At 61.2% G+C, this 26,476-nt stretch carries 28 protein-coding genes and 1 pseudogene (1 of these 29 cut by a window edge); 21 read left to right on the top strand and 8 right to left on the bottom strand.

The genetic code is table 11. The features are described from left to right. Positions 1 to 14 precede the first annotated feature (14 nt). The gene (rplQ, locus tag AFERRID_RS05260; RefSeq protein ID WP_012536100.1) at positions 15 to 389 is read left to right on the top strand and encodes a 50S ribosomal protein L17; all 375 of its coding nucleotides are present in this window, start codon (positions 15 to 17) and stop codon (positions 387 to 389) included. A 159-nt stretch (positions 390 to 548) separates the two neighbouring features. On the opposite strand, the gene dut is transcribed toward rplQ, so the two are convergent. Continuing rightward, positions 549 to 1,001 carry a dUTP diphosphatase gene (dut, locus tag AFERRID_RS05255; RefSeq protein WP_113527417.1) on the bottom strand — a complete coding sequence of 151 codons (453 nt, stop codon included), beginning with the start codon at positions 999 to 1,001 and terminating at the stop codon, positions 549 to 551. Next, positions 994 to 2,250, bottom strand: a complete 1,257-nt coding sequence (gene coaBC, locus AFERRID_RS05250) for a bifunctional phosphopantothenoylcysteine decarboxylase/phosphopantothenate--cysteine ligase CoaBC (RefSeq protein WP_126604532.1) — start codon at positions 2,248 to 2,250, stop codon at positions 994 to 996. The genes dut and coaBC overlap by 8 nt, the downstream gene beginning before the upstream one ends. Before the next feature lie 32 nt (positions 2,251 to 2,282). Between coaBC and radC the strand changes: the two genes are divergently transcribed. The 8 genes from radC to AFERRID_RS05210 all read left to right on the top strand — a co-directional run bounded on the left by radC (position 2,283) and on the right by AFERRID_RS05210 (position 6,824). Further along, positions 2,283 to 2,957, top strand: a complete 675-nt coding sequence (gene radC, locus AFERRID_RS05245) for a RadC family protein (protein ID WP_126604531.1) — start codon at positions 2,283 to 2,285, stop codon at positions 2,955 to 2,957. Further along, on the top strand, positions 2,954 to 3,319 hold the full coding sequence (locus AFERRID_RS05240) for a diacylglycerol kinase (protein WP_113527420.1): 366 nt from the start codon (positions 2,954 to 2,956) through the stop codon (positions 3,317 to 3,319). The genes radC and AFERRID_RS05240 overlap by 4 nt, the downstream gene beginning before the upstream one ends. 3 nt (positions 3,320 to 3,322) lie before the next feature. Next, positions 3,323 to 4,069, top strand: coding sequence for a phosphatase PAP2 family protein (locus AFERRID_RS05235; protein ID WP_126604530.1), 747 nt, complete (start codon positions 3,323 to 3,325; stop codon positions 4,067 to 4,069). A gap of 164 nt (positions 4,070 to 4,233) precedes the next feature. Then, complete coding sequence (locus tag AFERRID_RS05230) at positions 4,234 to 4,587, top strand: hypothetical protein (RefSeq protein WP_126604529.1); 354 nt, start codon at positions 4,234 to 4,236, stop codon at positions 4,585 to 4,587. Between the two features lie 23 nt (positions 4,588 to 4,610). Beyond that, positions 4,611 to 4,967 (top strand): YtxH domain-containing protein, encoded by a 357-nt coding sequence (locus AFERRID_RS05225; RefSeq protein ID WP_126604528.1) that lies wholly within the window; start codon positions 4,611 to 4,613, stop codon positions 4,965 to 4,967. A gap of 111 nt (positions 4,968 to 5,078) precedes the next feature. Then, the gene (locus AFERRID_RS05220; RefSeq protein WP_113527424.1) at positions 5,079 to 5,456 is read left to right on the top strand and encodes a DsrE/DsrF/DrsH-like family protein; all 378 of its coding nucleotides are present in this window, start codon (positions 5,079 to 5,081) and stop codon (positions 5,454 to 5,456) included. A gap of 7 nt (positions 5,457 to 5,463) precedes the next feature. Next, positions 5,464 to 6,012 carry a hypoxanthine-guanine phosphoribosyltransferase gene (locus AFERRID_RS05215; RefSeq protein ID WP_172959338.1) on the top strand — a complete coding sequence of 183 codons (549 nt, stop codon included), beginning with the start codon at positions 5,464 to 5,466 and terminating at the stop codon, positions 6,010 to 6,012. Then, a complete protein-coding gene (locus AFERRID_RS05210; protein WP_126604526.1) occupies positions 6,012 to 6,824 on the top strand; it encodes an S-methyl-5'-thioinosine phosphorylase in 813 nt (270 codons plus the stop codon). The genes AFERRID_RS05215 and AFERRID_RS05210 overlap by 1 nt, the downstream gene beginning before the upstream one ends. A gap of 22 nt (positions 6,825 to 6,846) precedes the next feature. Here the strand turns inward: AFERRID_RS05210 and gorA are convergent, their stop codons facing one another. From gorA to mfd, 4 genes are all read right to left on the bottom strand, one after another. Further along, positions 6,847 to 8,196 carry a glutathione-disulfide reductase gene (gene gorA, locus AFERRID_RS05205; protein WP_126604525.1) on the bottom strand — a complete coding sequence of 450 codons (1,350 nt, stop codon included), beginning with the start codon at positions 8,194 to 8,196 and terminating at the stop codon, positions 6,847 to 6,849. 89 nt (positions 8,197 to 8,285) lie between these two features. Beyond that, positions 8,286 to 9,029, bottom strand: coding sequence for a glutathione peroxidase (locus AFERRID_RS05200; protein ID WP_126604524.1), 744 nt, complete (start codon positions 9,027 to 9,029; stop codon positions 8,286 to 8,288). Positions 9,030 to 9,164: 135 nt separating this feature from the next. Then, complete coding sequence (gene serB / locus AFERRID_RS05195) at positions 9,165 to 10,283, bottom strand: phosphoserine phosphatase SerB (protein ID WP_126604523.1); 1,119 nt, start codon at positions 10,281 to 10,283, stop codon at positions 9,165 to 9,167. Further along, positions 10,280 to 13,729: a transcription-repair coupling factor gene (mfd, locus tag AFERRID_RS05190; RefSeq protein WP_126604522.1), complete on the bottom strand. Its 3,450-nt coding sequence runs from the start codon at positions 13,727 to 13,729 to the stop codon at positions 10,280 to 10,282. Before mfd ends, serB begins: the two co-directional genes overlap by 4 nt. 150 nt (positions 13,730 to 13,879) lie before the next feature. On the opposite strand from mfd, the gene ispD reads away from it, so the two are divergent. The 4 genes from ispD to AFERRID_RS05170 all read left to right on the top strand — a co-directional run bounded on the left by ispD (position 13,880) and on the right by AFERRID_RS05170 (position 16,709). Further along, positions 13,880 to 14,593 carry a 2-C-methyl-D-erythritol 4-phosphate cytidylyltransferase gene (gene ispD / locus AFERRID_RS05185; RefSeq protein ID WP_126604521.1) on the top strand — a complete coding sequence of 238 codons (714 nt, stop codon included), beginning with the start codon at positions 13,880 to 13,882 and terminating at the stop codon, positions 14,591 to 14,593. 4 nt (positions 14,594 to 14,597) lie between these two features. Further along, complete coding sequence (gene ispF, locus AFERRID_RS05180) at positions 14,598 to 15,077, top strand: 2-C-methyl-D-erythritol 2,4-cyclodiphosphate synthase (protein ID WP_126604520.1); 480 nt, start codon at positions 14,598 to 14,600, stop codon at positions 15,075 to 15,077. Continuing rightward, positions 15,070 to 16,158, top strand: coding sequence for a tRNA pseudouridine(13) synthase TruD (truD, locus tag AFERRID_RS05175; protein WP_126604519.1), 1,089 nt, complete (start codon positions 15,070 to 15,072; stop codon positions 16,156 to 16,158). Before ispF ends, truD begins: the two co-directional genes overlap by 8 nt. 74 nt (positions 16,159 to 16,232) lie before the next feature. After that, the gene (locus AFERRID_RS05170; RefSeq protein ID WP_126604518.1) at positions 16,233 to 16,709 is read left to right on the top strand and encodes a heavy metal-responsive transcriptional regulator; all 477 of its coding nucleotides are present in this window, start codon (positions 16,233 to 16,235) and stop codon (positions 16,707 to 16,709) included. A gap of 72 nt (positions 16,710 to 16,781) precedes the next feature. Here AFERRID_RS05170 and AFERRID_RS05165 read toward each other — a convergent pair whose 3' ends face one another. Further along, positions 16,782 to 17,357: a Smr/MutS family protein gene (locus tag AFERRID_RS05165; protein WP_113527434.1), complete on the bottom strand. Its 576-nt coding sequence runs from the start codon at positions 17,355 to 17,357 to the stop codon at positions 16,782 to 16,784. 3 nt (positions 17,358 to 17,360) lie between these two features. Then, positions 17,361 to 18,332 (bottom strand): thioredoxin-disulfide reductase, encoded by a 972-nt coding sequence (gene trxB, locus AFERRID_RS05160; RefSeq protein WP_113527435.1) that lies wholly within the window; start codon positions 18,330 to 18,332, stop codon positions 17,361 to 17,363. A 260-nt stretch (positions 18,333 to 18,592) separates the two neighbouring features. Here trxB and AFERRID_RS05155 point away from each other — a divergent pair, with 260 nt between their 5' ends. The 8 genes and pseudogenes from AFERRID_RS05155 to AFERRID_RS05125 form a co-directional block, all read left to right on the top strand. After that, positions 18,593 to 20,899, top strand: a complete 2,307-nt coding sequence (locus AFERRID_RS05155) for a DNA translocase FtsK (protein WP_126604517.1) — start codon at positions 18,593 to 18,595, stop codon at positions 20,897 to 20,899. Beyond that, positions 20,871 to 21,563 carry an outer membrane lipoprotein chaperone LolA gene (lolA, locus tag AFERRID_RS05150; RefSeq protein ID WP_113527437.1) on the top strand — a complete coding sequence of 231 codons (693 nt, stop codon included), beginning with the start codon at positions 20,871 to 20,873 and terminating at the stop codon, positions 21,561 to 21,563. Before AFERRID_RS05155 ends, lolA begins: the two co-directional genes overlap by 29 nt. Before the next feature lie 18 nt (positions 21,564 to 21,581). Continuing rightward, a complete protein-coding gene (locus AFERRID_RS05145) occupies positions 21,582 to 22,652 on the top strand; it encodes an OmpP1/FadL family transporter (protein ID WP_126604516.1) in 1,071 nt (356 codons plus the stop codon). A gap of 27 nt (positions 22,653 to 22,679) precedes the next feature. Continuing rightward, positions 22,680 to 23,357 (top strand): annotated as a pseudogene (locus AFERRID_RS16330) (AAA family ATPase); the annotation flags it as partial. 143 nt (positions 23,358 to 23,500) lie between these two features. Beyond that, complete coding sequence (locus AFERRID_RS16325) at positions 23,501 to 24,007, top strand: AAA family ATPase (protein ID WP_456263963.1); 507 nt, start codon at positions 23,501 to 23,503, stop codon at positions 24,005 to 24,007. Further along, a complete protein-coding gene (gene serS / locus AFERRID_RS05135) occupies positions 24,000 to 25,265 on the top strand; it encodes a serine--tRNA ligase (RefSeq protein ID WP_113527440.1) in 1,266 nt (421 codons plus the stop codon). Before AFERRID_RS16325 ends, serS begins: the two co-directional genes overlap by 8 nt. Positions 25,266 to 25,268: 3 nt before the next feature. After that, positions 25,269 to 25,502 carry a Rho-binding antiterminator gene (locus AFERRID_RS05130; protein ID WP_113527441.1) on the top strand — a complete coding sequence of 78 codons (234 nt, stop codon included), beginning with the start codon at positions 25,269 to 25,271 and terminating at the stop codon, positions 25,500 to 25,502. Next, on the top strand, positions 25,499 to 26,476 hold the 5' portion of the coding sequence (locus AFERRID_RS05125) for a L,D-transpeptidase family protein (protein ID WP_126604515.1). 66 nt of this gene lie beyond the right edge of the window; 978 of the gene's 1,044 nt are visible here — the first part of the coding sequence; its start codon is at positions 25,499 to 25,501; its stop codon lies off the right edge, out of view. The genes AFERRID_RS05130 and AFERRID_RS05125 overlap by 4 nt, the downstream gene beginning before the upstream one ends.

Raw genomic sequence — 26,476 nt, 5'->3', positions numbered from 1 at the left:
GAGGGAATGGTGCCATGCGTCATCGTAAAAGTGGTAAACAGTTAAATCGTAATAGCAGTCATCGACAGGCCATGTTTGCGAACATGATGGTGTCGTTGTTTCATCATGAGCGGATCGTTACTACCTTGCCGAAAGCCAAGGAGTTGCGGCGCTTTGCCGAGCCCATGATCACGCTTGCGAAGGAGGCGACCGTCGCAAAACGACGTCTGGCATTTTCTCGCCTGCGCGATCGCCAGGCAGTGGTAAAATTGTTTGATGACCTTGGCCCGCACTACCTGGCGCGGCCAGGTGGTTATTTGCGTATCGTCAAATACGGTTTTCGGGCTGGTGATAATGCGCCGTTGGCTATTGTCGAGCTGGTAGACCGGCAAACGGCAGCCGCCGAATAATTCTGTATGTCGTGATCAGAAAACCGGCCCGTCCTTCGTGGCCGTTTTTTTTGCTCAGGTCGCTATGCCCCTATACGTTCGCTAACGGGGTCAGCCCCGCCCGAGGCTTCGGTGGTACCTGCGCTAGTAGGCCACGTCGGGAGGGAGCGTACCCGCCTGTTATTGTCGTCCGGTGCTGCCAAATCCGCAGGCACCCCGTACGCTGGCTGCAAAATGGTCCACCACCGTAATGGCGGGACGGATAACCGGCACCAGCACCAGTTGCGCGACGCGCTCACCAGGTTCGATGAGTATTTCTGCGCTGCCGCGATTCCACAGGGACATCTTCAGCGGCCCTTGGTAATCCGCATCGATGAGGCCCACCAAGTTGCCCAGTACCAACCCGCGGTGCCCCAGACCGGAGCGCGGCAGCAACAGCGCTGTAACCTGAGGGTTGCCGATATGCATGGCAAATCCGGCGGAGACGAGTTCGGCCTGCCCCGGAGCCAGCCGCAGCGGGTTGTCCAGACAGGCACGTAGGTCCATGCCTGCTGCGTCGGCGCTGGCGTAATGAGGAAGAGGCCAATCCTGGCCGATACGCGGATCCAGGATGCGAATTTGCAGGTTATTCATGAAGGTCTTCAATCTCCGTTCCAGGCAGTGAGATAAAACTACTGAGGTGACGCACCAGGTGGCGCGCCAGATCGATTTTGCTGCAGCGCGGGATGTGCAGCACCCGTTCACCCTGCAGGATGCTGCAGGCATTATCGGCGGCCCCCATCCCCAGCTCGGCAGAATTGATATCGTTGACCACGATAACGTCCGCGCCCTTGCGCTGCGCCTTGGTACCAGCGGTGGCAAGGTGATTATGGGTCTCGGCTGCGAAGGCGACGATATAGCGTGGTCGCCGGGAATCCCGATCTACAGCACTGACAATATCCGGATTGATGCTGAGGGGAAGGGGATTGGCAATAGCGGTTTTGCTGAGCTTTTGGGCGCTGAAGTGACTCGGTCTATGGTCGGCCACGGCAGCGTTGGCGATAAATATATCCGTCGGTCGGTCCAGAGCCTGCAGGCAGGCCGTGAGCATATCCCGCGCAGAGACGACATCCAGGCGGCTTACTCCCGGCGGGGTTTGTTCATGGGTGGGTCCGGTAATCAGTAGCACCTCCGCTCCCGCTTCTGCGCAGGCCTGGGAGAGGGCGAAGCCCTGGCGGCCACTAGCCCGATTGCTGAGACCTCTTGCCGGATCGATTGCCTCCCAAGTCGGACCGGCGGTAATGAGGACACGTTGGCCGCGCAGGGTTTTCTCGGCCAGGGCTAGACGTAGTTCGCCCACCAGCCGGTCGGGCGCCAACAATCGTCCAGCGCCGTCCTCGCCGCAGGCGAGACTGCCGCTGTCGGGACCCAAGAAGTGGGCGCCATCCGCCTGGAGCTGCGCAAGGTTACGTTGAGTCGCGGGGTGCATCCACATGGCACTGTTCATCGCGGGTGCGAGAAAAAGCGGCACACGACTGGCGAGCACAATGGTGCCGAGGAGGTCATCCGCCAGACCTTGAGCGAGACGGGCCATTCCGTTAGCGGAGATGGGCGCGATCAGGAGGGCGTTCGCCCAGCGGGCCAGACGGATATGGTCCATGGCCGCCTCTTCGGTAGCGGCAAAGAGATCGCTACGCACGGGCTCGCCGCTCATGGCCTGCAAGGTCAGCGGGGTTACAAACTGTGCTGCGCTCCGTGTCATGACTACACGCAACTCTACACCGGCCTGGCGCAGGGCGCGCACGATTTCCGGGCTTTTGTAGGCGGCAATACTGCCGCCCACGCCTAGAAGAATCCGTTTGCCAGCGAGGGGCTCCGTCGTGTTGAATACGCTATCAGTCATCACATTCCCAGTGTAAGGGAAGGAGGGAGCGTATGGCCATCACTGATTGGCCGATGGACGAGCGTCCGCGGGAAAGATTATTGCAAAAAGGGGCCGCGACGCTGTCGGATGCGGAATTGCTGGCGATTTTTCTGCGGGTGGGGGTGGTGGGTAAAAGCGCAGTGGATCTGGCCAGGGAGCTGCTGCTGAGTTTTGGCAGTTTGCGGGCATTGCTCACTGCCTCCCATCATGATTTTTGTGTACATAAAGGACTCGGCGACGCGAAATATGCCCTCCTGCAGGCGGTGCTGGAAATGGGTAGGCGTCATCTTGCCGAGGAGTGGCAACGTGGGGACGGCCTTGATTCGCCGCTGCGGGTACGACAGTATCTGTCTGCTACTTTGCGTGACCGCTGCCGGGAGGTTTTTGCGGTGATCTTTCTGGATAATCGGCACCGGGTGCTGCGTTTTGAGGAGATGTTCCTCGGCACTATCGACGGCGCTACGGTGCACATTCGCGAAGTGCTGAAGCGCGCCCTCGAGCTGAATGCGGCGGCGCTCATCGTTGCGCACAATCATCCCTCCGGTGTGGCGGAGCCCAGCGCGGCGGACCTTTCCCTGACGCGGCGTCTGGATCAGGCCATGCAACTACTGGACTTGCGCTTGCTGGATCACTTCATTGTCGGTGATGGTGAGCCTTTGTCCTTGCGCGAACAGGGGGGCTGGTGAAAAAAAACAGCGCCTTATGGCGGCGCGCCCTTTTTGCGGGGCGTGGGTTGTGGATCGCTACCCGCGAGGAAGCCAGCTTCCGGACCGAGTTGCTGGCGGTGGCGGGGGGCGTGATCCTTCTGTACTGGACAGGGGCGTCTCTCCTTTGGTGGGGGGTCGGCATTTTGCTCATGGGCACGGTGCTTGCGGCAGAATTGCTCAACAGCGCCGTAGAATCGCTCGCTGATCTCGTAAGCCCGGAATATCACCCTCTGGTAGCGCGCGCGAAGGATTGCGGCGCGGCGGCGGTGCTGGTACTGAGCTTCACCGCAGTACTGATCGCCGCGTTGCTGTTATGGCGGTACCTGCGCATGGGGGGGTGACCGATGCGCGGACCACAACGCTGGGAATTGCTGGCTTTATTGCTACTCGCTGTGGGGCTGGCGGCGTTACTCTGGCTTTATGCGGGAGATCTTCTGGCGGGTCTGCTCCTGCATCGGGTAGCACTGCTGGACGCCCGTTGGGAGACAGTGATTCTGCAATCCAGGACCCCTGGTTGGCAGCCATTCTGGGCCAGGGTGACACAGCTCGGCGGGCCGGATTTTCTGCCTTGGCTGCTGGCGCTGATGGCCGCTGCCTGTTTCGCAACCTGGCGTTTCTTTGATGGTTTCCTGCTGGTATTCGGCACGGCGATATTGGCCGTACTCGTTCAACTGATCAAAGTGACAACCGCACGTGCTCGTCCCCCGGGCGCGGCGGAAATGTTGCCAGCCGCGTTTCCCAGTGGACATGTGAGCGTCAGCGTCGTGGTCTATGGCCTGCTGGCGCTCTACCTCCTTGCCACGCTGCGGCATCGAGGCCTGCGTCTGGCGCTGGTGACGGTGCTTGCGGGTTTGGTGGCGGCTATCTCCTGGAGTCGTCTGATCCTCGGGGTGCATTGGCCCAGTGATGTGCTCGGCGCATGGTTGCTGTCCGGACTATGGCTGGTCCTGCTCTGGGGGGTTTGGCGAACTTATCATTCCCGGCATCCATACTACAGATTGACCGGTGCGCGGCAGACCTGGAGCAGGGTGGCTCTCGGGCTGCTGGGTGTCGTCGGACTGGCCGTGATGGGATATGTATTGTCATTCTGAGGAAGCCTGCGCGCGTCACCTTGGCGCCTGCGATTTTACCCAGCCCGCAGATGCGGCTTATAATGAAAAGAGGTGGCGCGATAGGCACGGGGTTGTGGCGGATTGTTGCCCTTCACCGCATTTAATGGCATTGGCTTTCGGTGTCCGGAAGCTTGGGGGGGAGGATGACTGTCAGTGCGGGGGTAACCATCATTGCCATTGTCATGATCATTATTCTGTTGGTCATCACGGTGACAGCGGTCGTGCTGATACGGACCCAGTTGCGTCTGGAAAGGCTGCTGGCCAGGGCTGAACAAGACATTGGACCGCTGATATTCGATGCCAAGGTGGCATTGGCGGATATCAAACATATTACCCGGACCGGGCGAGTACAGATGGATCGGGTGGACTCCACACTCAGGTATCTGAGTGTGGAGATCATGGATACCGCGGATTCCCTGGTTCGTCCGGTTCGAGAACTGGGGCTGTGGTATCATGCGCTACGCACAGGGTGGCGTTATTTTTCCCGGAAACATTAGCTGGAAACACTGAGGAGACCACAATGAAGAACGCGGAAGGCTTTGTTATCGGAGTGCTGGTTGGTGCCGTTGGTGCCCTGCTGCTGGCCCCGGCCAGCGGCGCAGAGACGCGCCAGGAATTGCGGCGCGCGGTCGACAAAGGCCGTGATCGTCTACGCAATATGGAGTCTGTGGCGGAAGAACGCATCGGCGTACTCATTGACGAAATCCAGGAGAAAACTGCACATCTGATGGATGTGGGCGGTGATTTGGTCGAGTCCAGACGCCAGGATCTGCTGGAAGCCATTCAGGTGGCCAAGCGCGCACTGGCTGAGGAGCGGGATATCCTGACCCGGGCCAGCCGGGCGCGCCGTGTGGAGGTGCAGGATATCGACCACTAAGGACTCCTGGCGGGGCCTTACGACTTTTTATGGTGTAATCAATCATTTCATGGCGCGGCGCTGGATCGGGACGGCTATGATGGGCGGGCTGAATTTCACAAGGAGATATACATGGCTGATAAGTTGCTGATGGTTATGGTGAACACCGATCCTTCCAACCCCCAGGAGTTGGGCGCGCCCTTTTTCCAGGCGACGGTGGCTGCCGCGATGGATTTTGAGGTCGAAGTTGTGCTGACCGCCCGTGCCGGCGAGCTGGCCAAAAAGGGTGTGGCGGAGAAAATGTTTGTTATGCCGGGCAGCCCCAAGAGTGTCTACGACTTTATCAAGGACGCCCATGAGGCAGGCGTGAAGTTCTTTGTCTGCACCCCGACCCTTGAGTTGTGGGAATGCACCAAGGAAGACCTGATCCCCGAAGTCCAGGACATCGTCGGTGGCGCTTATGTCATCGAGCAGGCAATGGATGACAACGTGGTCACCTTTACCTACTAGTGCCATTATGACACCTACCCATTTAGGGCCCGCTGAGCATCTGTTCAGCGCGGAAGAGGTGGAGACGGCCATCCAGCGGATGGCCGTTGCCATTAATGAAGAGATGGAACATCTGACGCCGCATCGTCCGGTGGTATTGCTTTGTGTGCTGACGGGTGCCGTCGTGGTGGTCGGCCAATTGATGCCGCACCTGCGTTTTCCCCTGGTGCTCGATTGTGTGCAAGTCGGTCGCTATGGCGCCGAAACCAGTGGTGGTGTCTTGCAGTGGCGCACGCGCCCCAAAGAACCACTGGCAGGCGCGGTAGTTTTGCTGGTGGACGATATCCTTGACGAGGGCGTGACCTTGCAAGCTTTGCAGGAATATTGCGCGGCGGAGGGCGCTGCCGCCATCCATACGGCGGTGATGGTGCGGAAAATCCGTTCCCGCGCGATCGATGTGCGGGTGGACTATGTGGGGCTGGAAGTGCCGGATCGCTTTGTGTTTGGGTACGGGCTGGATGCCCGCGGCCTGGGGCGGAATGCGCCGGGTATTTTTGTTTTGCCGGAGGACGGCTGATGGGTGTGGCGGGCATTATCGGTGGCAGTGGTCTGACCGGGCTCAAAAATTTGCAAATTCGTCACCGCCGGGTAATCCGTACGCCCTTTGGGGAGACATCTGGCCCGTTGACCTTTGGTCAAATGGGTGGGCAGGAAGTCGTTTTCATCGCGCGCCACGGCTATGGCCATACCATTCCTCCGCACCGGGTCAATTATCGCGCCAACATCTGGGCGCTTCATCATGTCGGGGTGACACATGTGGTGGCGGTGGCGGCGGTGGGCGGTATCACCGCCGCCATGCGGCCAGGCGTTCTCTGTCTGCCGGATCAACTGATCGATTATACCAGTGGGCGTCCCAGTACCTTCTTTGAAGGTGGCGAGAGCATGGTGGTACATATCGACTTTTCTGAGCCCTATTGCCAACCGGTGCGTGAGCGCCTGCTGCAGGCGGCAGGATCTGCGGATATCGTCGTTATCGACGGTGGCACTTATGCGGCCACCCAAGGGCCACGCCTGGAAACCATTGCTGAAATCCGCCGGATCGAAAGGGATGGTGGCGATGTGGTGGGGATGACCGGGGCTCCAGAAGCGGTATTGGCGCGGGAAATCGGCCTGTGCTATGCGCCCTTGTCGCTGGTGGTCAATCTGGCGGCGGGCAAGTCGGCGGAGCCCATTACCATGGAGGCCATCGACATGGTAATGCATGAGGGGATGGAAAAGGTGCGAAAAGTGCTGGGGAATGTCGTACCGCTACTTGCGGATTGCCCGCAGTGCGGTTGTGGAACCGCGGTGGGACCGGAGGCTCTCCGGCAGTTGCATAACAAGAAGTAAGCTGCGGCTTTGCTCCGGCCCTTCAGCGCATGGTGACGAATTCCTCGGCGCTGGTGGGGTGGATGGCAATGGTGTCGTCAAGATCCTGTTTCGTTGCACCCATGCGCAGCGCTACCGCAAAGCCTTGGAGCATTTCATCCACACCGTCGCCGATGGCGTGCAGACCGACGACCTTTTCCTCCCGGCCCACCGTGACCAGCTTCATCGCCGTTTTTTCTGGTTCTGCCGCAAAAGCGCGGAGCATCGGGGTGAAGGTCGTCTGGTAGACCTTGACCGCCTCTTCTCCGTATTGCTCCTGGGCGGCAGCCTCACTGAGGCCGACCGTCGCGATGGGGGGGTGACTGAAGATCACCGTGGGTACCACGAGGGTGTCGAGATGCCGCTCCGCCTGGTCGCCGAAGATGCGGTCGGCGAGACGACGTCCGGCGGCGATGGCTACCGGGGTGAGGGCTGGTCCCGCTGTGACATCGCCGACCGCGTAGACACCCGGTGCATCGGTGTTCTGGAAGGCATCCACGGGGATAAAACCCTGCGGGTCGGCAGTAATGTTTGCGAACTCCAGACCAAGGTCGGCGCTGTTCGGGCGACGGCCGATGGCCCAGATGACGGCATCCAGCCCTCCGAGGCAGTCGCCATCGTGGAAATGCAGGCATAAGCCATCGGCGCGTTTTTCCAGTTCCCGGACCTGGCGCTGGGCGAGAAGGCTGATGCCTTGCCGGAGCATGGCATCCATCAAGCTCTCGCGCAGCATCGGATCGAAATCATTGAGGAAGTGCCTGCGGCGCATGACCAGGGAAACGTCACTGCCGAGAGCGTGGAGTACCCCGGCGAGTTCCACGGCGATATAACCGGCGCCCACCACGGCAACACAGCGGGGCCTCGATTCCAGTGCGAAGAATCCGTCCGAGGTGATGCCCAGTTCTGCACCCGGAATATCGGGCCAGACCGGATGCCCCCCCGTGGCGATCAGGATGTGTGCGGCTTCCAGGGTGTGGTCGCCGACATGGATCCGATGCGCGCCGGAAAAACGGGCATGTCCGCGGATCAGGGAGACGCCGTTACCATCCAGGCCTTGGGCATAGCGATCATTGAGCCGCCCGATGTAGGCGTCACGCTGCTGCTTCAGGTGTTCCCAGTGGAACCGTGGTTCTATGGTATCGAAGCCATATTCTCCTGCCATCTTCATTTGCCCGGCAAGGTGGGCGGCATTCCAGTAGATTTTTTTGGGGACGCAGCCTGCATTCACACAGGTGCCGCCCAATGGACCGGCGGCGACCAGCGCGGTGACTGCCCCGTAACGGGCGGCGCGGTTGGCCATGGCAATGCCTCCGCTGCCTCCACCAATGACGATGAGATCGTAGGATTGGGTCATGATAGCTCCCTTTTTTCGGGGTTGAACGAAGCAGGAAGGACGTCATCCCCGGCATACTGCTGGAGATGACCATCCGAAGGGATGTGCCCTTACTTCCCGTCGAAATATTTCTCCAGGTCGTCGGCGCCGCCGATGTGTTTGCCGCCGATAAAGATCTGCGGCACGGTGGAGCGTCCGCTCACCGCGCGAATCGTCCGCGAGCTGACTCTGGTACCCATACCTGTCCTGATCTCTTCAAAGGCCATGCCGTGCTCCTTCAACATTGCCTTGGCGCGGGCACAATATGGGCAGCCTTCGCGGGCAAAGATGGTGACGAATTCGGGATCGCGTGCTTCCGGGTTAATGTAGTGGAGCATGGTATCGGCGTCAGAGACCTCGAAGGGATCACCCGGTTTGTCGGGTTCGATGAACATTTTCTCGATGATGCCGTTCTTCACCAGCATGGAGTAGCGCCAGGAACGCTTGCCGAACCCAAGTTCGCTCTTGTCCACCAGCATGCCCATGCCTTCCGTGAATTCGCCATTGCCATCGGGAATCAGGTGGATGTTTTCGACAGCCAGTTCTTTGGCCCAGGCGTCCATGACAAAGGCGTCATTCACCGACATGCAGAGGATGTCATCTACGCCATTTTCGCGAAAGCTCGGCGCAAGTTCATTGTAGCGCGGCAGATGGCTAGAGGAACAAGTGGGGGTATAGGCGCCGGGCAGGGAGAACACGATCACGGTCTTGCCCTTGAAAAGTTCGTCGGTGCTGACGTCACGCCACTGATTATCATCGCGGGTGCGGAACACGACCTGGGGAACACTTTGGCCTTCTATGCTGGTCAGTTTCATCTCGGTCTCCTGTTTACGCTGCAGTTGCGGCACCATTGCCGATGTGCACCAGATTGTTCTGTGCTGCACATGGGCTGATAATAGAATAAGTCTAAAACAATATCAAGTATTACAATGTTGGCCGAAGTGCGAGGTTCAGGCTGTGTTCCAGCCGAGATAGGCGGCGGCGGTATCGAGACCGCCGTAGCGAATCTGAAAATCCGCCTGGGCGCGGACGACCGCTTTGGCGTGGTAGGCAATGCCTATGCCGGCTTTGCGGATCATGGGCAGATCGTTGGCGCCATCTCCGAGGGCGATGCAATGACCGGCGTCGGTGCCCAGACCGATGGCCAGCAGGTCGAGGATGTCGGCTTTGGCGGCGGCATCGACGATATCTCCGAGTACCTGGCCGGTGATTTGCCCTTGGATGATTTCCAGGGTGTTGGCGAAGGCGTAATCGAGGTGCAGTGCTTCCTGCAGGTGGCGAGTAAACTGGGTGAAGCCCCCGGATACGACACCGACCTCGACGCCCTGGGACTTGGCCGCCGCCACCAGTTCGCGGGCACCGGGACTGAGCCGCAGTCGTTCGCGGATGATGGTGTCGATACTGCTTGCCGGGGTGCCCGCCAGGAGGCGTACCCGTTCGCGCAGGGAGGTCTGGAAATCCAGCTCGCCCGCCATGGAGCGTTCGGTGATGGCGGCAACCTGCCGTCTGAGACCGAGGTGTTCGGCTAGTTCATCAATGCATTCAATGCTGATCAGCGTAGAATCCATGTCGGTCAGCAGCAGGCGGAAATGCCCCTTGTCCCACAGCGGAGAAACCGCAACATCCAGCGCGATCCCCTCCAGGGCTTCGATGAGGCGATGATTCACGGCGCTCAGAGGGCCGCGGGGACCGTGCAGGATCAGGGCCAGATCGTCGTCCTGGCAGTGGAGTACGCGGCCCGGCATAAAGTTTTGCAGGTGAAGGGTGGTCAGTGCGCGGCGCAGCGCCTCGGGCTGCGCCGTTCCATGCAGCACCAGACGTACAGCGCCATCGGCACTGCTCATGGGGGCCCAGATCACCTCCCGCTCCTGGTGCAGGGCCTGGCGCGAGAGTTCGTCGAGGAAAGGGGCGATTTCACCGGTGGTGACGGGCATATCCCAGCTTTGCAGCCAGCAACCCCATACCTCCTGGTGACTTTCCACCTCCGCCACCAGTTGGCCCATACTGGCCGGCAGACTCATGGGCCCGCGGGCGGCAGGGCTGAGAATGGCAAGGCGGGTACTGCTCATGGTTGAATCCTCAGTTGGTCGATGAGTTGCAGCAATTCCTGACAGCGCGCTTCGCCGTCGGGCAGGTCGCGGCGGATGCGCAGGCGGTGCTCGCCATCCAGCTGGTAGATACTGTGAGGTTGCTGGATGAGCCGGATGATTTTGTCGGGGGCCACCTGGTTTTCGGCGGCAAATTGCAGGCGGGCACCGGCGGGACCGGCATCGATCTGTTCAATGCCGGTCTGGGTAGCGACAAGACGCAACCGGGTCTGACAGAGCAGGGTGCGGGTCGGCGCCGGGATGGGTCCGAAGCGGTCGATCATCTCCACCATGATCTCACCGATGGCGGTGTCGCTGCGCACATCGCTGAGGCGCTTGTATAGTTGCAGGCGCAAATGCACGTCGGGCAGATAGTCGTCGGGGATGAGCGCCGGTGTGTTGAGATGGATCTCGGGACCGCTCGCGCGTTGTTCCTCCAGACTGCGGGGATCCCGCCCCGCACGTATGGCTGCCACGGCATCGTCCAGCCATTCCATGAAGAGGGTGAAACCCACCTCATCCATGTGCCCGCTCTGCTCTTCGCCGAGCAACTCGCCAGCACCGCGGATTTCCAGGTCGTGGCTGGCCAGGGCAAAGCCGACGCCCAGATCTTCCAGGGACTGGATGGCGTCGAGGCGGCGCCGGGCATCGTCGCTCATGGCCCGAAGGTCGGGGGTGAACAGGTAGGCGTAGGCGCGTTGATGGGAACGACCAACCCGGCCGCGCAACTGATGGAGCTGCGCCAGACCAAATTTATCGGCGCGGTTGATGAGGATGGTGTTGGCATGGGGGTTGTCGATACCCGACTCGATGATGGTGGTGCAGAGGAGGATGTCGAAGCGCTGATGGTAAAAATCCAGCATCACCGCTTCCAGCTCGCCCTCGGGCATCTGGCCATGGGCCACGCGCAGGCGCGCTTCCGGTAGCAGGCGGCGCAGTGTGGCCGCCATGCGCTCGATGTCGCGTACCTCATTATGCAGAAAATATACCTGACCACCGCGATGCAACTCGCGCTGGCAGGCTTCGATCACCGTCGCATCATCCCAGATTTGCACAAAGGTGCGTACCGGCTGGCGGCGCTGGGGTGGCGTGGCGATGATGGATAAGTCACGCAGGCCGGCCAGCGAGAGATTGAGAGTGCGGGGGATCGGCGTTGCGGTCAGGGTGAGGATATCCACCTCGGAGCGCAGGGCCTTGATCCGCTCCTTCTGGCGCACCCCGAAGCGATGCTCCTCATCCAGAATCAGCAGCCCCAGATCGTGGAAGGCGACATCCTTTTGCAGCAGGCGATGAGTGCCGATCAGGATATCCACCTCCCCTACGGACACTGCCGTGAGCACTTGCTTGTGCGTTTTGGTATTCTGGAAACGGGAGAGCACTTCCACCCGCAGGGGCAGCCCGGCGCAGCGGTTCCGGAAATTCTCGTAATGCTGCTGGGCGAGCAGGGTGGTGGGGACCAGTACGGCCACCTGCGCACCACTGTGCGCGGCCAGAAAGGCCGCACGGAGCGCCACCTCGGTTTTGCCGAAGCCGACATCGCCGCAGACCAGGCGGTCCATGGGGTGGGGGCTGGTCATATCGGCAATGACTGCGTCAATGGCTTGTTGCTGATCCGGGGTTTCCTCAAAGGGAAAGCGGGACACGAATTCCCAATAGGCGTCATCCGGTTCGGGAAAAGCCCGGCCGGTGCGCGCCGCGCGGCGGGCATAGATATCCAGCAGTTCGCTGGCGGCATCGATGGCCTTTTGCCGCGCCTTGGCCTTGGACTTTTCCCAGTGATTGCTGCCGAGGCGGGAGAGCACCGGTTCCGTCGCACCATTACCCACGTAGCGGGCGATACGATCCAGATGGTCCGCCGGGACGTAGACCAGATCGCCGTTGGCATACTCCAGGACCACATATTCATTGATGTCTCCCTGGGCGGCAAAGGGCGTGGCCATGCCCTGAAAACGGCCGATGCCGTATTCCTCATGGGTAACGGCATCACCCGGCTGTAACTCGCCGAGATCGCGGACCAGGCCTTCCATGCTGCGCTGTCGGGCGTTGGCGCTCCGCCGCTGGGCAAAGACGCGGTCACCAAAAATTTGCGCCTCGGAGACCAGCGCCAGTCTGACCAGGCCATTTTCCTTGATGAGCAGGCCGCGTTCCAGGGGCGCCACGGTGATGGCGATCCGTTCCGTACCCGCCAGGAACTCCGGCCAGTCATGCACCCGGCTGGGGAGCAGTCCGCTCTTGCCAAGCCGTTCCGACAGGGCTTCCTGGCGGCCCGCTGATTCAGCGGCGAGGATGACCCGGCCCGCGGTCGGCAGATGGCGCAGAAAGGTATCCAGTGAGGCCAGCGGCGCTTCCGGGCTGCCCTGGAGGCCGGGGAGGGGGGCGGTCGGCAGACGCTCCGCATCGCCCTCCTGTTGCCCATATACCAGCGCCCGACCGCGCAGGGCATCTTCCCATTCACCGGGGGGTAGGAGCAGTTCATCAGGTGGTAGTATGGGATACACCGTATCGTGGCGCCGTTCCTCGTAGCGCTCCTGCCAGTCCTGACGAACGTGCCGGGCGGATGCCTCCAGACCGGGCGGGAGAAGGACGACGCCGTCTACGGGAAAGTGCATCAGCAGGTGGCTGCTCTCCGTAAAGAAGAGCGGGAGATAATGCTCGGCGCCTTGGGGCGCCTGTCCTCGACTGGCCGCCCGGTATATCTCGGCGCGTTGCGGGTCACCGCTGAACCGGGCGCGGAAGCGGCTGCGAAATTCCTGTAGCGCGGCAGCGTCCACCGGCACTTCCCGCGCCGGGAGCAGAGAGACCCGCTCGACCTTTTGCAGGGTACGCTGGGTTTCCGGGTCGAAGGCACGGATGCTTTCCACGACTCTATCGAAGAGCTCGATGCGATAGGGCAGGGGGCTACCACTGGGAAAGAGATCGATGATTCCACCACGCCAGGCCAATTCGCCAGCCTCCGAAACCTCACTGACATTGCGATAGCCGGCGTCGATCAGGCGCTGGCGAAAACCTTCCGGGCTCAGATGGTCGCCCACGGCGAGGACAAAGGCGTGCTGGTCGAGGAAACTGCGCGGTGGCAGGCGTTGCAAGACGGCGGATAGAGGGGCGAGACACACGCCACGCCATTCCGGCAGAGTGGCAAGGGTGGCCAGCCGGGTGGCCGTGGCATCTGCCGGCGGCGCCAGGCGGTCATAGGGAAGGGTTTCGCGGTCCGGGAAAACCAGCGGCGCGGGCAAGTCCGGTGCGAAAAAACGCCACTCGCGCTGCCATTCCTCCACGTCGCGGGCGTTCGGCAGCAGAACCAGCAGCGGGCGCTGCCACTGCCGCGTCATCTGCGCTGCCAGCCAGCTATCCGCAGCACCGTAAATTTGACTAAATACGCGTGCCGCCCCGGCGCGCGGCGGGGTGCCGAGAGAAAGACTTCGATCCAAGAATATCTGATCTTATGTGGGGACTCTGAAGACCCCTAGTGTAAAGGGGCGCCGTGGAAACTGCAAAACGGGACACCGCTTTCTTGCGTCCTCCCTCAAGACTGCGGATACTTCGGGCTGGTGGTTTGGGTCCAGAAGGTTGGGGGGAATATGGAGCGCGTCTGGGTGGTGATCCCGGCGGGAGGGCGGGGACAGCGCTTTGGCGCGGCGCAGGCCAAGCAGTACGTTCTGCTGCGCGACCGCCCCGTCATTGCCCACGCCCTGGCGGCCTTCCTTGGGGAACCGCGCATTGCCGGCATTCAGCTGGTTCTGCCGGGCGAGGATATTGCCACCGGTGCCTGGCGGGAATTGCTGGGACCCGTGCCGGCGCCGCTCCTGCCCCCGGTTGTTGGGGGCGGCCTGCGTGCCGATTCGGTGCGCCATGGTCTGGAGGCGCTGCTGCGACAGGGCGCGGTGCCGTCCGATTGGGTGCTGGTGCATGATGCCGCCCGGCCCTGTCTGCGTCGCGAAGATCTCTTGAGGCTGCTGGAAAGTCTTGCGAACGCACCCCAGGGCGCACTGCTTGCCGTGCCCGTTGCCGACACCCTCAAGCGGGGTGAGGATGGATGCTCTTCAGGTACCGTGGATCGGGAAGGATTGTGGCGCGCCCTGACTCCGCAGGCGTTCCCTCTCGGGGCGCTGCTGGTGGCCCTGGAAGCCGCGCGTGCGGAGCACCGGCAAATTACCGATGAGGCGTCGGCGATGGAGGCGCAAGGCTGGCGTCCCCGCCTGATCCCGGGACACGGCGATAACATCAAGGTAACCCTCAGTGATGATCTCATGCTCGCCGCCGCAATTCTCGCGGCGCGTGGCGAAGAAGGATAATCTTATGCAACTGCGTATTGGTCACGGCTTTGACGTACATGCGTTGGTGCCGGGAAGGGCCCTGATCCTCGGTGGTGTGTCGGTACCCTATGAACGCGGTCTTGCCGGCCACTCCGATGCTGACGTGCTTCTTCACTCCGTCTGCGATGCCCTGCTGGGGGCGGCTGCCCTGGGCGACATCGGACATCATTTCCCCGATACCGATGCCCATTTCGAAGGTGCGGATTCGCGGCTCCTGCTCCGACATTGTCGTCAGTTGGTCCAGGGGAAAGGTTTTACGGTAGGCAACGTGGACGCGACCATCGTCTGTCAGCGTCCCAAATTGGCAGATCATATCCCGCAGATGCGCGCCCATATTGCTGCTGACCTCGCCGTGGATCTCGATGCGGTCAACATCAAAGCGACCACCACAGAGCAATTGGGCTATACCGGTCGGGGTGAAGGCATTGCCGCCCACGCTGTCGTGCTGATTCGGCATGTCTGAAAGTCTGCCGCGCATCTACCCCGCAGAGAGCGGTCTGCTGGGCGCCGAAATGAGGCAGTCTCCAGAAGACTTTCAGGTCACGGAATTGCTGCCTTTTGTCCCATCCGGTATGGGTACCCATCACTGGCTGGTAGTGGAGAAACGCGGCCTCAATACGCAGGATGTGGCCCAGCGTCTGGCGCGTTGTGCCGGGGTGGCGGTCCGGGATGTGGGTTTTGCCGGTCTCAAGGACCGTCAAGCTGTTACCCGGCAGAGTTTTACGGTGCCGGCTACGGCGGGTAGCAACCCGGATTGGGGCAGTCTGGAAGACGACAGTCTGCACTTTCAGCAGATCGGCCGCCATGACCGTAAATTACGTCGGGGCGTGTTACGTGGCAACCACTTTCAACTCACTTTGCGCGCCACCACGGGAGCACACAGTCTCTGGGACGCCCGCCTGCAAATTCTCCTGAAACGAGGGTTCCCCAACTATTTCGGTGCCCAGCGCTTCGGGCACCGAAATTTGCAAGAGGCCGCGCGACTGTTATCCGGACAGCCGATGCGGGTAGACCGCCATCGGCGCGGCCTGCTCTGGTCCGCGGCCCGCTCCGCCCTGTTCAATCTGGTCCTCGCCGAGCGGGTGCGGCATGCCAACTGGACGGAGATTCTGCCGGGTGAAGTCGTGCAACTGGCTGGCTCGCACAGTATTTTTCTGGCGGAGGAGGACGATCTCGCGGATTTGCAGGCGCGCGCCGCTGAATGGGACCTGCATCCCACCGGCCCCTTACCAGGTCGTGGCGGGTTGGCGCCGACCCTGGTTGCCGCCGCACTGGAGACCTCGGCCCTGGGCGCGGGGCCGGTCATCGCCGGTACAACAGACGATGGCCTCCATTGGGCACGACGTCTTGCAGAACAAGGGCTAGACGCTGCCCGGCGTCCCTTGCGCGCGCGTCCGGAGAACCTCAGCGGCCGCTGGGAGGATGTACAAACCCTGATTCTGAGTTTTTCCCTCCCCGCGGGCGTATTCGCGACGAGTTGTGTGGAAGGCCTTTTGGGGAGGGAAATGGCGGAAGCGCAAGGCCTTGACCATTGTGTTGACTAGGGGCCTTACAACGGACACCATAGTTCGGGACGGTACGCACTCTTAAATGGCACCCTATAACGAGGAGGATGATTATGGAAGCCCCGGTAACCATCGGCCGCTTGGCGCGTGAAGCAGGGCTTGCCGCAGAGACCTTGCGTTACTATGAGCGGATCGGGCTGATTCGGCCTGTGCAGCGGACGCCATCCAACTATCGGCTCTATGACGGTGAAGCCGAAGCGCGTCTGCGTTTTATCCGGCGTGCCCAGAATCTTGGCTTTTCCCTGGCGGAAGTGAAAGAGCTGCTGGATATTAGCGGCAGTGCGGAGAATGACATGGGCGAGATCAAAGCGCTCACCGTGCAAAAACTTGCCGAGATCGATCGCAAGATCGCCGATTTGCAAAGAATGCGCACGGTCCTTGCGCAACAGGTCGACCGCTGCCCCGGCCATGGCCGAGTGGCTGATTGCCCGATCCTCGCCTCCCTGGCCGATGCGGAAAGCGCCCTGCCTGTCGGGGAGCGCTGGGGGCGGCGCGATACCCGGATACCCTGCAACGCGGCGCAGGGCTGAGGGCGGGGTACCGAAACTGTTCAACGTTGCCGTCTGTACCCGGTTAAAGGCCCGGTCTATGGTTGGGCTTGCCTATTTGCGGCGGGGCCAGCCCAGGAGAACGCGCAACGCGCCGCCGCCGCCCTCTTCTGGGCGCGCCTGAGCAAATGCCAGCACCTCCTGATGACGCATCAACCAGCCACCCACCAGCCTTTTCAGGACGGGAATGCGACCGGGGGATCCCAGCCCTTTCCCGTGGATGACGCAAACGCAGGTCCAGCGCCGTTGTCGCGCTTCCCGCAAAAATGCCGATAGTTCAGCGCGGCCTTCCTCCACGGTGCAGCCGTGCAGGTCGAGCCGCTCCTGAATCCGGAACCGGCCCCGGCGCAAGTCCCGCAGCAGCGCCGGAGACAGCCCGGGCCGCAAATAAAGCCACCCGTCTCCGGATTCCAGAATTTCGTCGCTGTGCAGACCACCGCCCAGCGCCTCCAGAACTGCCAACTCGTCCTGATGCCGCTGTATCGGCAAGGGCGGTGGCGGCGCTGGACGTGGGGGAGGGGGCGGGGCTGGCAGGGGCCGGACATCCGCTATCGCTTGCAGAAAGCAAGCGGTGTCGTCCACCCCGGTCACTCGCTCTTGTTTCTCCGACTGATCTGGCCGCCGCCCCATGGTTCAGCCCTCTTGTTGCTGCTCCAGCCAACGCTCCGCGTCCAACGCCGCCATACAGCCGGTTCCTGCACTGGTTACCGCCTGACGATATACATAATCCTGAACATCTCCGGCAGCAAATACCCCCTCGATACTGGTCGCCGTGGCCATGCCATCACGGCCGCCCCGGGTAACCAGATAACCCCCCTCGTCCATCTTCAGTTGTCCCTTGAAGATTTCGGTGTTGGGTTGATGGCCGATGGCAATGAATACACCCATCAGCGCGAGATCCTGCGTGCTGCCGTTTTCTACATGCTCAATGCGCAAGCCGGTAACTCCGGAAGCATCGCCCAGCACTTCTGCGACGGAATGATCCCAGATAACGGTGACATTTTCCTTGGCCATGAGTTTGTCTTGCAGGATTTTTTCCGCCCGGAACCTGTTGCGACGATGGATCACGGTGACATGCTTGGCAATGTTGCTGAGATATAACGCTTCCTCTACCGCCGTATTGCCGCCACCGACCACGGCCACCGCCTGCCCGCGATAGAAGAATCCGTCGCAGGTCGCACAGGCGGAAACTCCCTTGCCGCGAAACTTGTCTTCGCTGGGCAAACCCAGGTATTTGGCAGATGCGCCGGTGGCGAGAATCAGCGCATCGCAGGTATAGCAGTGCTGATCCCCACTGAGGCGAAAAGGGCGCTGACGGAGATCGGCGGTATGAATGTGGTCAAACAGAATCTCGGTATCAAAACGGCGCGCCTGTTTTTCCAGTTCCTGCATGAGTTCCGGGCCCATGATGCCGTCTGCAGCACCCGGCCAGTTATCCACCTCCGTGGTCGTCATCAGTTGGCCGCCGGGCTCCATGCCCTGCACCAGTATCGGACTCAGATTGGCGCGTGCAGCATAGATTGCCGCCGTATAACCACCGGGACCGGAGCCCAGGATAAGCAAGCGGCAATGTTTTTCATCGATGACACTTTTCGGATCGCTCATGGGCACCTCGCTGCCTATAAAGAAACGCTACCGCGCCGGCCCACTGTATGGCGGAACCGGCGCGGACCAGCGGAGAACTTCTGGAGAAAGTCTAGCATCATTCCCGCACCCCTGTCCTTCCCGGACAGCGATCGGATATGGCGCAGTGCGCAGTGAAGTGTCGTGATCTGATCCATTCGAAATGCCTAACAACTGCATTGACTTGCCTTTTTTCCCCGCATCTCCTTGACACCCGCGCAGGGGTCGTTTAGCGTGCCGACATGAACTCTGCAGCCCGTAATGCGTCCCGAGGCTCCCGGCCTGCCCCCGCAAAGCCGGGCCAGCCGCCGCGTGCCAAACCATGGCGTCGCGAGGCGCTACTGCTGATACTGATCGGCGTGACGGCGTTCGTGGCGATATCCCTGCTCAGCTTCCACCCCGCCGATCCGAGCTGGTTCAACAGTGGAAAGGGTGGCCCCGCCCATAACTGGGGCGGCAAAACTGGCGCCTATATCGCTGATTTTCTGGTACAGGTCTTTGGTGTGGTCGCATGGTTCCTGCCCGTGGCGTTGGGCGCATGGGTGTGGCAGCTATGGCGGCACTGGTTTCATCAGCATCCTGGGCGCCGGGCGGCGCCGGTGGGCGCTGCCGCCATGATGCTGGGTCTGAGCAGTTTCCTGGCGCTGACCTGGCCGGCGGGCTGGTGGCCCATTGCCGGTGCGGGAGCGGGTGGTATCCTGGGACAGGAAGCCGGCGCCCTTGCCCGGCCATTCATCGGTGTGGGTGGTAGCGCCTTGCTGTTTCTTGGGCTGTTTGGCCTCGGCGTGTTTTTGCTCACCGGTCTCGGGCCGCGCGCGATGGCTGCGCAGGCCAATACCCTGTATGCGGCCTTGCCCAGGCCACACCTGCGCTGGCGACTGCGACGCCAGATTCCGACCCGGGCGGCCCCGGCGTCCATCACCACGCTGACGCCCGCTGCGCCAAAGGTGTCCCCGCCCGCTGCACCCAGCTTCTTTTCTACCAAAAAACGCGGGCCAGGTTCGGCGCATACCGCCGTTAAAAGCAGTCGGCAGTTGCCGTTGCCGGCTCCGGTTGGGCCGCCGCGTGCCGATGGCCTGCCCGATCTGGGTCTGCTCGATCCACCGGATGCGTCAGATCCTGGTTCTCAACTGCAGCCTGAAGCGTTGCAGCAGCAGTCGCGTATGCTGGAAGAAAAGCTGGCCGACTTCGGGGTGCAGGCGGCCGTAGTGGCGGCCCATCCCGGACCGGTGATTACCCGCTTTGAAATAGAACCGGCACCGGGAGTCAAGGTCAGCCAGATTGCGGGCCTCAGCAAAGACCTTTCGCGCGTGCTGGCGGCCCGGGTGCGGGTGGTGGAAGCCATTCCCGGTAAGGCCACCATGGGCATCGAGGTGCCAAACCCCAACCGGCGCACGGTGCGCCTCTCCGAGGTGCTTTCCAGTCACGGCTTCACCCAGAGCAAAAGTCTGCTGACGCTGGCATTGGGTCAGGATATCGGCGGGCAGCCGGTGTCCGCCGATCTGGCCAGAATGCCCCACCTGCTGGTAGCCGGGACCACCGGCGCCGGCAAGTCTGTGGGTGTCAATGCCATGATTCTCAGCATACTGTTCAAAGCGACTGCCGAGGATGTACGCCTGATCATGGTGGATCCCAAGATGCTGGAGCTATCCATCTATGAGGGCATCCCTCACCTGCTCGCGCCGGTGGTGACGGACATGAAAGAGGCCGCCAACGCCCTGCGCTGGTGCGTGGCGGAGATGGAACGGCGCTATAAGCTCATGGCTTTTGCGGGAGTGCGCAACCTGACCGGATATAATCAGAAGGTCCGGGAAGCGGCGGCTGCGGGACATCCCCTGCCGGGCCCGGATAAAGATATGGACGGCGAACCCGTGGCCTTGAGCATGCTGCCCGCTATCGTGGTGATCATCGACGAGTTCGCGGATCTGATGATGGTGGTCGGCAAACAGGTGGAAACCCTGATCACCCGTCTGGCCCAGAAAGCGCGTGCGGCTGGTCTGCACCTGATCATGGCGACCCAGCGTCCTTCGGTGGATGTGATCACCGGGCTGATCAAGGCCAACGTCCCCACCCGCATTGCCTTTCAGGTTTCGTCGCGTATCGACTCGCGCACCATTCTTGACCAGATGGGCGCGGAAACCTTGCTCGGCCAGGGCGACATGCTCTACCTGCCTCCCGGCTCCGGTTATCCGTTGCGGGTGCATGGAGCCTTTGTCAGCGATGACGAAGTCCATCGTGTGGTAGAGTCCCTGCGCCAACTGGGCGCGCCCCAATACGACGAACGTATTTTACAGGGTGGTGAAGGCGGCGATGGGGAAAGCATGGACGGGGAGGGTGGTGAAGATGCCGATCCGCTCTATGATCAGGCGGTGGCCATTGTCACCAGCAGCCGCAAGGCGAGTATCTCTTACGTGCAGCGGCAACTCAAGGTGGGCTATAATCGGGCCGCCCGCATGATTGAAGAGATGGAGCGGGCCGGTGTGGTCGGTCCCTTGCAAAGTAACGGGAGCAGAGAAATCTATGCAGCAGCACCCCCTGGTCGTGACTGACCGTTTGCGCCTCGGGCGCGACCCATCACGGGCTTCGGGTCTGGTTCTCTGGCTCCTGGTGCCACTGCTGATGCTGGGTAGTATCCAGCTCGCGGCTGCCGCCACGGGGTTGGCGCTGTTGCAGGATTTTTTCCAGAAAACCCACACCATCACGGCCCAGTTCCGTCAGGAAGTAGCCAACCATGACGGCCAGATCGTCAAGCGTACCGGCGGCAAGCTGTGGATTTCCCGCCCCGGCAAATTCCGCTGGGACTACAACGGCCGTAACGGGCAAACCATCGTGTCCAACGGTGAGAAGGTCTGGCTTTATGAGCCGGCTCTGGAACAGGCCACGGTGCAGCCCCTCGGCAAAGCTATCGGGTCCACCCCTGCGGCGCTGATCGCTGGTAACGATGACCTCAGCCAGCGCTTCAGGATTACAGATCTGGGTGAAAAAAACGGACTCCGCTGGCTGCTGTTGCATCCCAAAACGGGTCAGGATCAGGGCTTCACCGCGTTGCGCCTGGGCTTTGACGCGCAGGGCGCGCTGCGCGAGATGCGTATGGAAGACGCCTTCCAGCAACAGACCGTCCTCCGCTTCGAGCATATCAGGATCAATCACCCCATTTCGGCGCAGGAGTTTCAGTTCACTCCGCCTGCCGGCGTAGATGTTCTCTCTCGATAATATTTTCTGGAGTCCTGCATGTTGGCTTTGAAGACCCGCCTCGTCCTCGTTACCCTCGGTCTGTTAGTGGCTGTGCAGTCCCATGCCGCGGGTTTCGCCGCGCCGACCTCCGTGGTGGGGCTTTCGGAAGCCGGTGCCACGGTAGCCGACGGCGGACCCGTCAGCAGTTTTGCCGACAATCCCGCTGATATGGTCTTCTTTCCGGGTACCCGGGTGGGTCTGGATATTCTCGCAACGCGCCCGGCTTACAAGGTGGATAATGGCGGTGGCAGCATCGATGCCAGCAGCAATCTGCAGATTCTGCCCGATCTCTTTGTGACCCATCGTTTCAATGATCTGCCACTGGCAGTTGGTCTCGGTATCACTTCACCCTACAGCATCAACGCCACTTGGCCCGCTGGGACCTTTCCCGGACAACCTTCGCTGAAAAACGACCTGCGGATCGTGGATGTGAATCCGGGGGTTGCCTATCTGCTGCTCCCCAACCTGAGCGTTGGAGTGGGTCTGGATTATTACCAAGCGCTGAGTGTAACCTTTGGCCCAAATTCGGGCACCGGCGGGGGCGTCGGCGGTAACGTCGGGCTTTTCTACACCACCGAGCGCTTCAATGCGGGACTCAGTTATCGCTCCGCGGCCAGCGTTTCTTCGGGCGGTGGCCGCATCGACCTCCCCAGTCGCGTACAGGCAGGTGTGCGCTACCGATTTACCCCACGCTTTGCGAGCGAACTGGATGTGGACTGGAATGACTGGAGCAATGCCCGGTTACCTGGCTATGGCAGCCTCGGCTGGAAGTCTGCCTTGGCCTATCGCCTCGGGCTCAGCTACCACCTGAACCAGAATCTGGAACTTCGCGGTGGCCTCGCCCATGAGGGCAGCCCCGGCAACAGCTCGAGTTTTGATGCGGCGGTGCCGGGAACCAGCAGCAATCTGGCCTCCTTCGGGTTGGGTATCGGTCTGGGCGCATGGCATTACGACATAGGTGCCTCCTATGCCCTCTCCGGCAACACGACGTCTTCTTATCCCGGCTTTGCGGGCACGTATAAAGCCAGTATCTTCAACTTCGGTGCCGCAATTTCTCGGGATTTTTAACGGACAACCCGTCTCCGGAAGGTTCTTATGGCAGCATCGTCCACCGACCCCCGTCCCCTGGCGGCGCGGATGCGCCCGCAGACGCTGGACGCTTACGTCGGGCAGCGTCATTTGCTCGGCAAGGAATGTCCGCTGCAGGCCATGGTGCAGGCCGGGCATCTGCACTCCATGATCCTCTGGGGTCCACCAGGCAGTGGCAAAACCACCCTGGCGCAACTCTTGGCCCACACCGCCGGCCGCCACTTTCAGGTTTTGTCTGCCGTCAACAGCGGAGTGCGCGAGATCCGCGCCGCCGTCAGTAGCGCCGAGGCCGCCCAGTCCCTGGGGCAGGGCACGGTCCTCTTCATCGATGAAATCCATCGCTTCAACAAAAGCCAGCAGGATGCCTTGCTACCTTATGTGGAAGAAGGCGTCGTGACTCTCATCGGCGCCACGACGGAAAACCCCAGTTTCGCCTTGATCAATGCCCTGCTGTCCCGGGCACGGGTTCACGTCCTCAAGGCGTTGACTGAAGAAGAACTCGGCGTCGTCCTCGATCATACCCTTGCCGACAGGGTGCTCGGTCTGGGAGCACTGGCGATGGAGATGTCCCCGGAAGTACGCAAGGGATTGTTGACCGCTGCCGACGGCGACGCGCGCCGTCTCCTCAACCTGCTCGACCTCGCGGTACAACTGGCACCGGTACGGGAGGGTAAAACACAGATCACCGCCGGGATCATCGCTGCAGCCAGCGGTCACTCCTGGCGACGCTTCGACCAGGGGGGGAAGCCTTTTACGACGAAATTTCCGCTTTCCACAAGTCCCTGCGCGGTTCCGATCCCGACGCGGCCCTCTACTGGCTGGCGCGGATGCTCGACGGCGGCGCCGACCCCCTTTACCTTGCCCGTCGGCTGGTACGCATGGCTTCCGAAGATGTTGGCCTTGCCGACCCACGGGCTTTGGAAATGGCCCTCGCCGCCAAAGACGCCTACGCCTTTCTTGGTTCGCCCGAGGGGGAGCTGGCGCTGGCGCAGGCTACGGCCTATCTCGCCAGTTGTCCCAAAAGTAACCGCGTATACGAGGCATGGAATGCCGTGCGTGCCGTCGTCAAAGGCGGCGGGAGTGCCGAAGTGCCTCTCCACCTGCGCAACGCGCCCACCGCACTGCTCAAGGCACTGGATTACGGCCGGGAATATCAATACGATCACGACTATCCCGACGCCATCGCTCCGGAACAGTCTTATCTGCCCCCCAGTCTGCGTCAGGCCCATTTTTATGAGCCCAGCGACCGCGGTTTGGAAATCCGTATTCAGGAGCGTTTGCGCTGGATAAACGCTCATCGTCAACCTGTCCGGGAGAAAAAACCCCATGCTTGACCCCAGCTTGCTGCGTAGCTCGCCGGAAACCGTAGCTGTCGGCCTCGCTCGCCGCCACTTCATCCTCGATGTAGCTGCCCTGAATGCCCTCGATCAGCAGCGCAAAACCCTGCAAATTCAGCTCGAACAGCTTCGCAACGCCCGCAATGAAGCTTCCAGACAGATCGGTCAGGCGCGCCGTCAGGGGCTCGATACCGGTGCGATGCAGGCCGCGGCAGCGTCGAACGGCGAGGAGATCAAGGCCCTGGAGCAATCACTGGAACGTACCCTTGCCGAATGGGATACGCTGACCATCGGCCTGCCCAACATCCCGCAGGATTCGGTGCCCGACGGCCGCGATGAAAGTGACAATGTGGTGTTGCGTCACTGGGGCACGCCCCGCGCCTTCGATTTCCCTCCTCACGACCATGTCGATCTGGGCGAGGCCCTGGGTATCATCGATTTTGCGGCGGGCGCCCGCCTTGCCGGCGCCCGCTTTGTGGTATTGCGTGGCGCCGGTGCCCGTCTCGAGCGCGCCCTGACGCAATTCATGCTGGATTTGCATACGACGGAACACGGTTACACGGAAATCGCACCGCCTTTTCTCGCCAACGCCGATTCCTTGTATGGAACCGGGCAACTCCCCAAATTCGAAGAAGACCTCTTCGCCCTACGAGATGACCCCTACTACCTGATCCCTACCGCCGAAGTGCCGCTCACCAACCTGTTGCGTGGCGAAATTGTTGCCAGCCTGCCGCAGCGTTTCTGCGCCTACACCCCCTGTTTTCGCCGTGAAGCGGGAGCCTATGGCCGCGATACCCGCGGCATGATCCGCCAGCATCAGTTCGACAAGGTGGAACTGGTGCAGATCGTCCGCCCTGAAGATTCTGCTCAGGCCCACGAAACACTCACCGCCCATGCCGAAAAGGTCTTGCAACTGCTGGAACTGCCCTACCGGGTGGTAGCCCTCTGCGCGGGGGATTTGGGCTTCAGTGCCGCCAAGACCTATGACCTGGAAGTCTGGCTGCCGGGCCAGAATCAGTACCGGGAAATCAGCTCTTGCAGCAACTTCGAAAGCTTTCAGGCGCGTCGCCTGCAATTGCGCTATCGTGCCGAAGATGGCAAACCGCAACTCGCCCATACCCTCAATGGCTCCGGACTCGCCGTCGGCCGCACCCTGGTTGCGCTACTGGAAAACCATCAACAGGCCGATGGCCGTATTCGTATTCCCGCCGCCCTGCGTCCCTATCTCGGCGGGATGACCGTCATTGAGGTGTGACTCGTGCATTCGGCCTACGAACCCATAAGTTGCGAATTGCACAGCGCTTTAGAGCTCGCCGCGATGCGGCGTCGTCCAGCGCGTTTACACATGGTGGATGGTTCATGGCAGGATGGAATTATTCTCGACGTCTGGACGGCGCAGGGCAGGGAGTGGTTATGTCTGCGCCGGGCCGACGGTGACGTCGAAATTGATCTTACTCATATTCAACAAGTCCAGGAAAATACTGCATCATGAAATCTCTTCTTATCCCAAGTCTCCTTGCCGGTTGTGCGATCCTGTTTTCCAGCACTGCCCTTGCCGCGGAGTTTCCCCTGCCCGCTGCCGGCAGCAACATGGTCGGCCAGCTTCAGGTGGTCATTGCCCGGCATCAGGATACCCTGCTCGATATTGCCCGCCACTATGATGTCGGCTATAACGAAATCCGTGCGGCCAATCCCGGCGTGGATCCCTGGCTTCCCGGCGCGGGAACCCGGGTACTGGTGCCCACCCAGTATATTCTTCCTCCCAAGCCCTGGACGGGGATCATCATCAATGTCCCGGAACGACGTCTGTTCTATTTTCCCCCGGGTCAGAACGTGGTTTACACCTATCCGGTAGGCATTTTCCGCCCAAAATGGCCGAATCCGCTGGGCAGTACCCGCATCATCGCCAAAGTGAAAAGCCCCACCTGGACGGTGCCCAAAAACATACAGGAGGAGCACGCCAAGGCCGGAGAACCCATACCCGCGTTCTTCCCCGCCGGTCCTGACAACCCCATGGGTGAACTGGCGCTGGAAACGGGCTGGTCGCAGATTTTCATTCACGGCACCAATAAGCCCTGGGGTGTCGGCATGCGGGTGAGTCATGGCTGCTTCCACGTCTATCCCGAAAACGAGGTCCAGCTCTTCAAAATGGTCAAGGTGGGTACACCGGTAACGACCATCGACCAGCCCTACGTGGTCGGGACAAACGGCAACGGTCAGCTCTATCTGCAAAGTTTCAAGCCGGTTGAAGCCTATGCCAAGGGCGGCAACGCCCAGCAGCGTGCGGTAGACGCCATCAGTCACTTTGAAAAACAGGCCGGGCAAAACTGGACGATCAACTGGCAGCAGGTCATCGATCTGGTGGCAAAGCCCAACACCGTACCCACAGGTATCAACATCAATGCCCCAGCGCTGTCCACGGTGGTCGCCAGGTTGCCGGCCCAACCCTATGACTTTGCTCCCTAT

This window comes from Acidithiobacillus ferridurans (assembly GCF_003966655.1).
Taxonomy (GTDB): domain Bacteria; phylum Pseudomonadota; class Gammaproteobacteria; order Acidithiobacillales; family Acidithiobacillaceae; genus Acidithiobacillus; species Acidithiobacillus ferridurans.
Note: the sequence above shows the minus strand (reverse complement) of the source record. Positions and strands in the feature narration are given on the sequence as shown.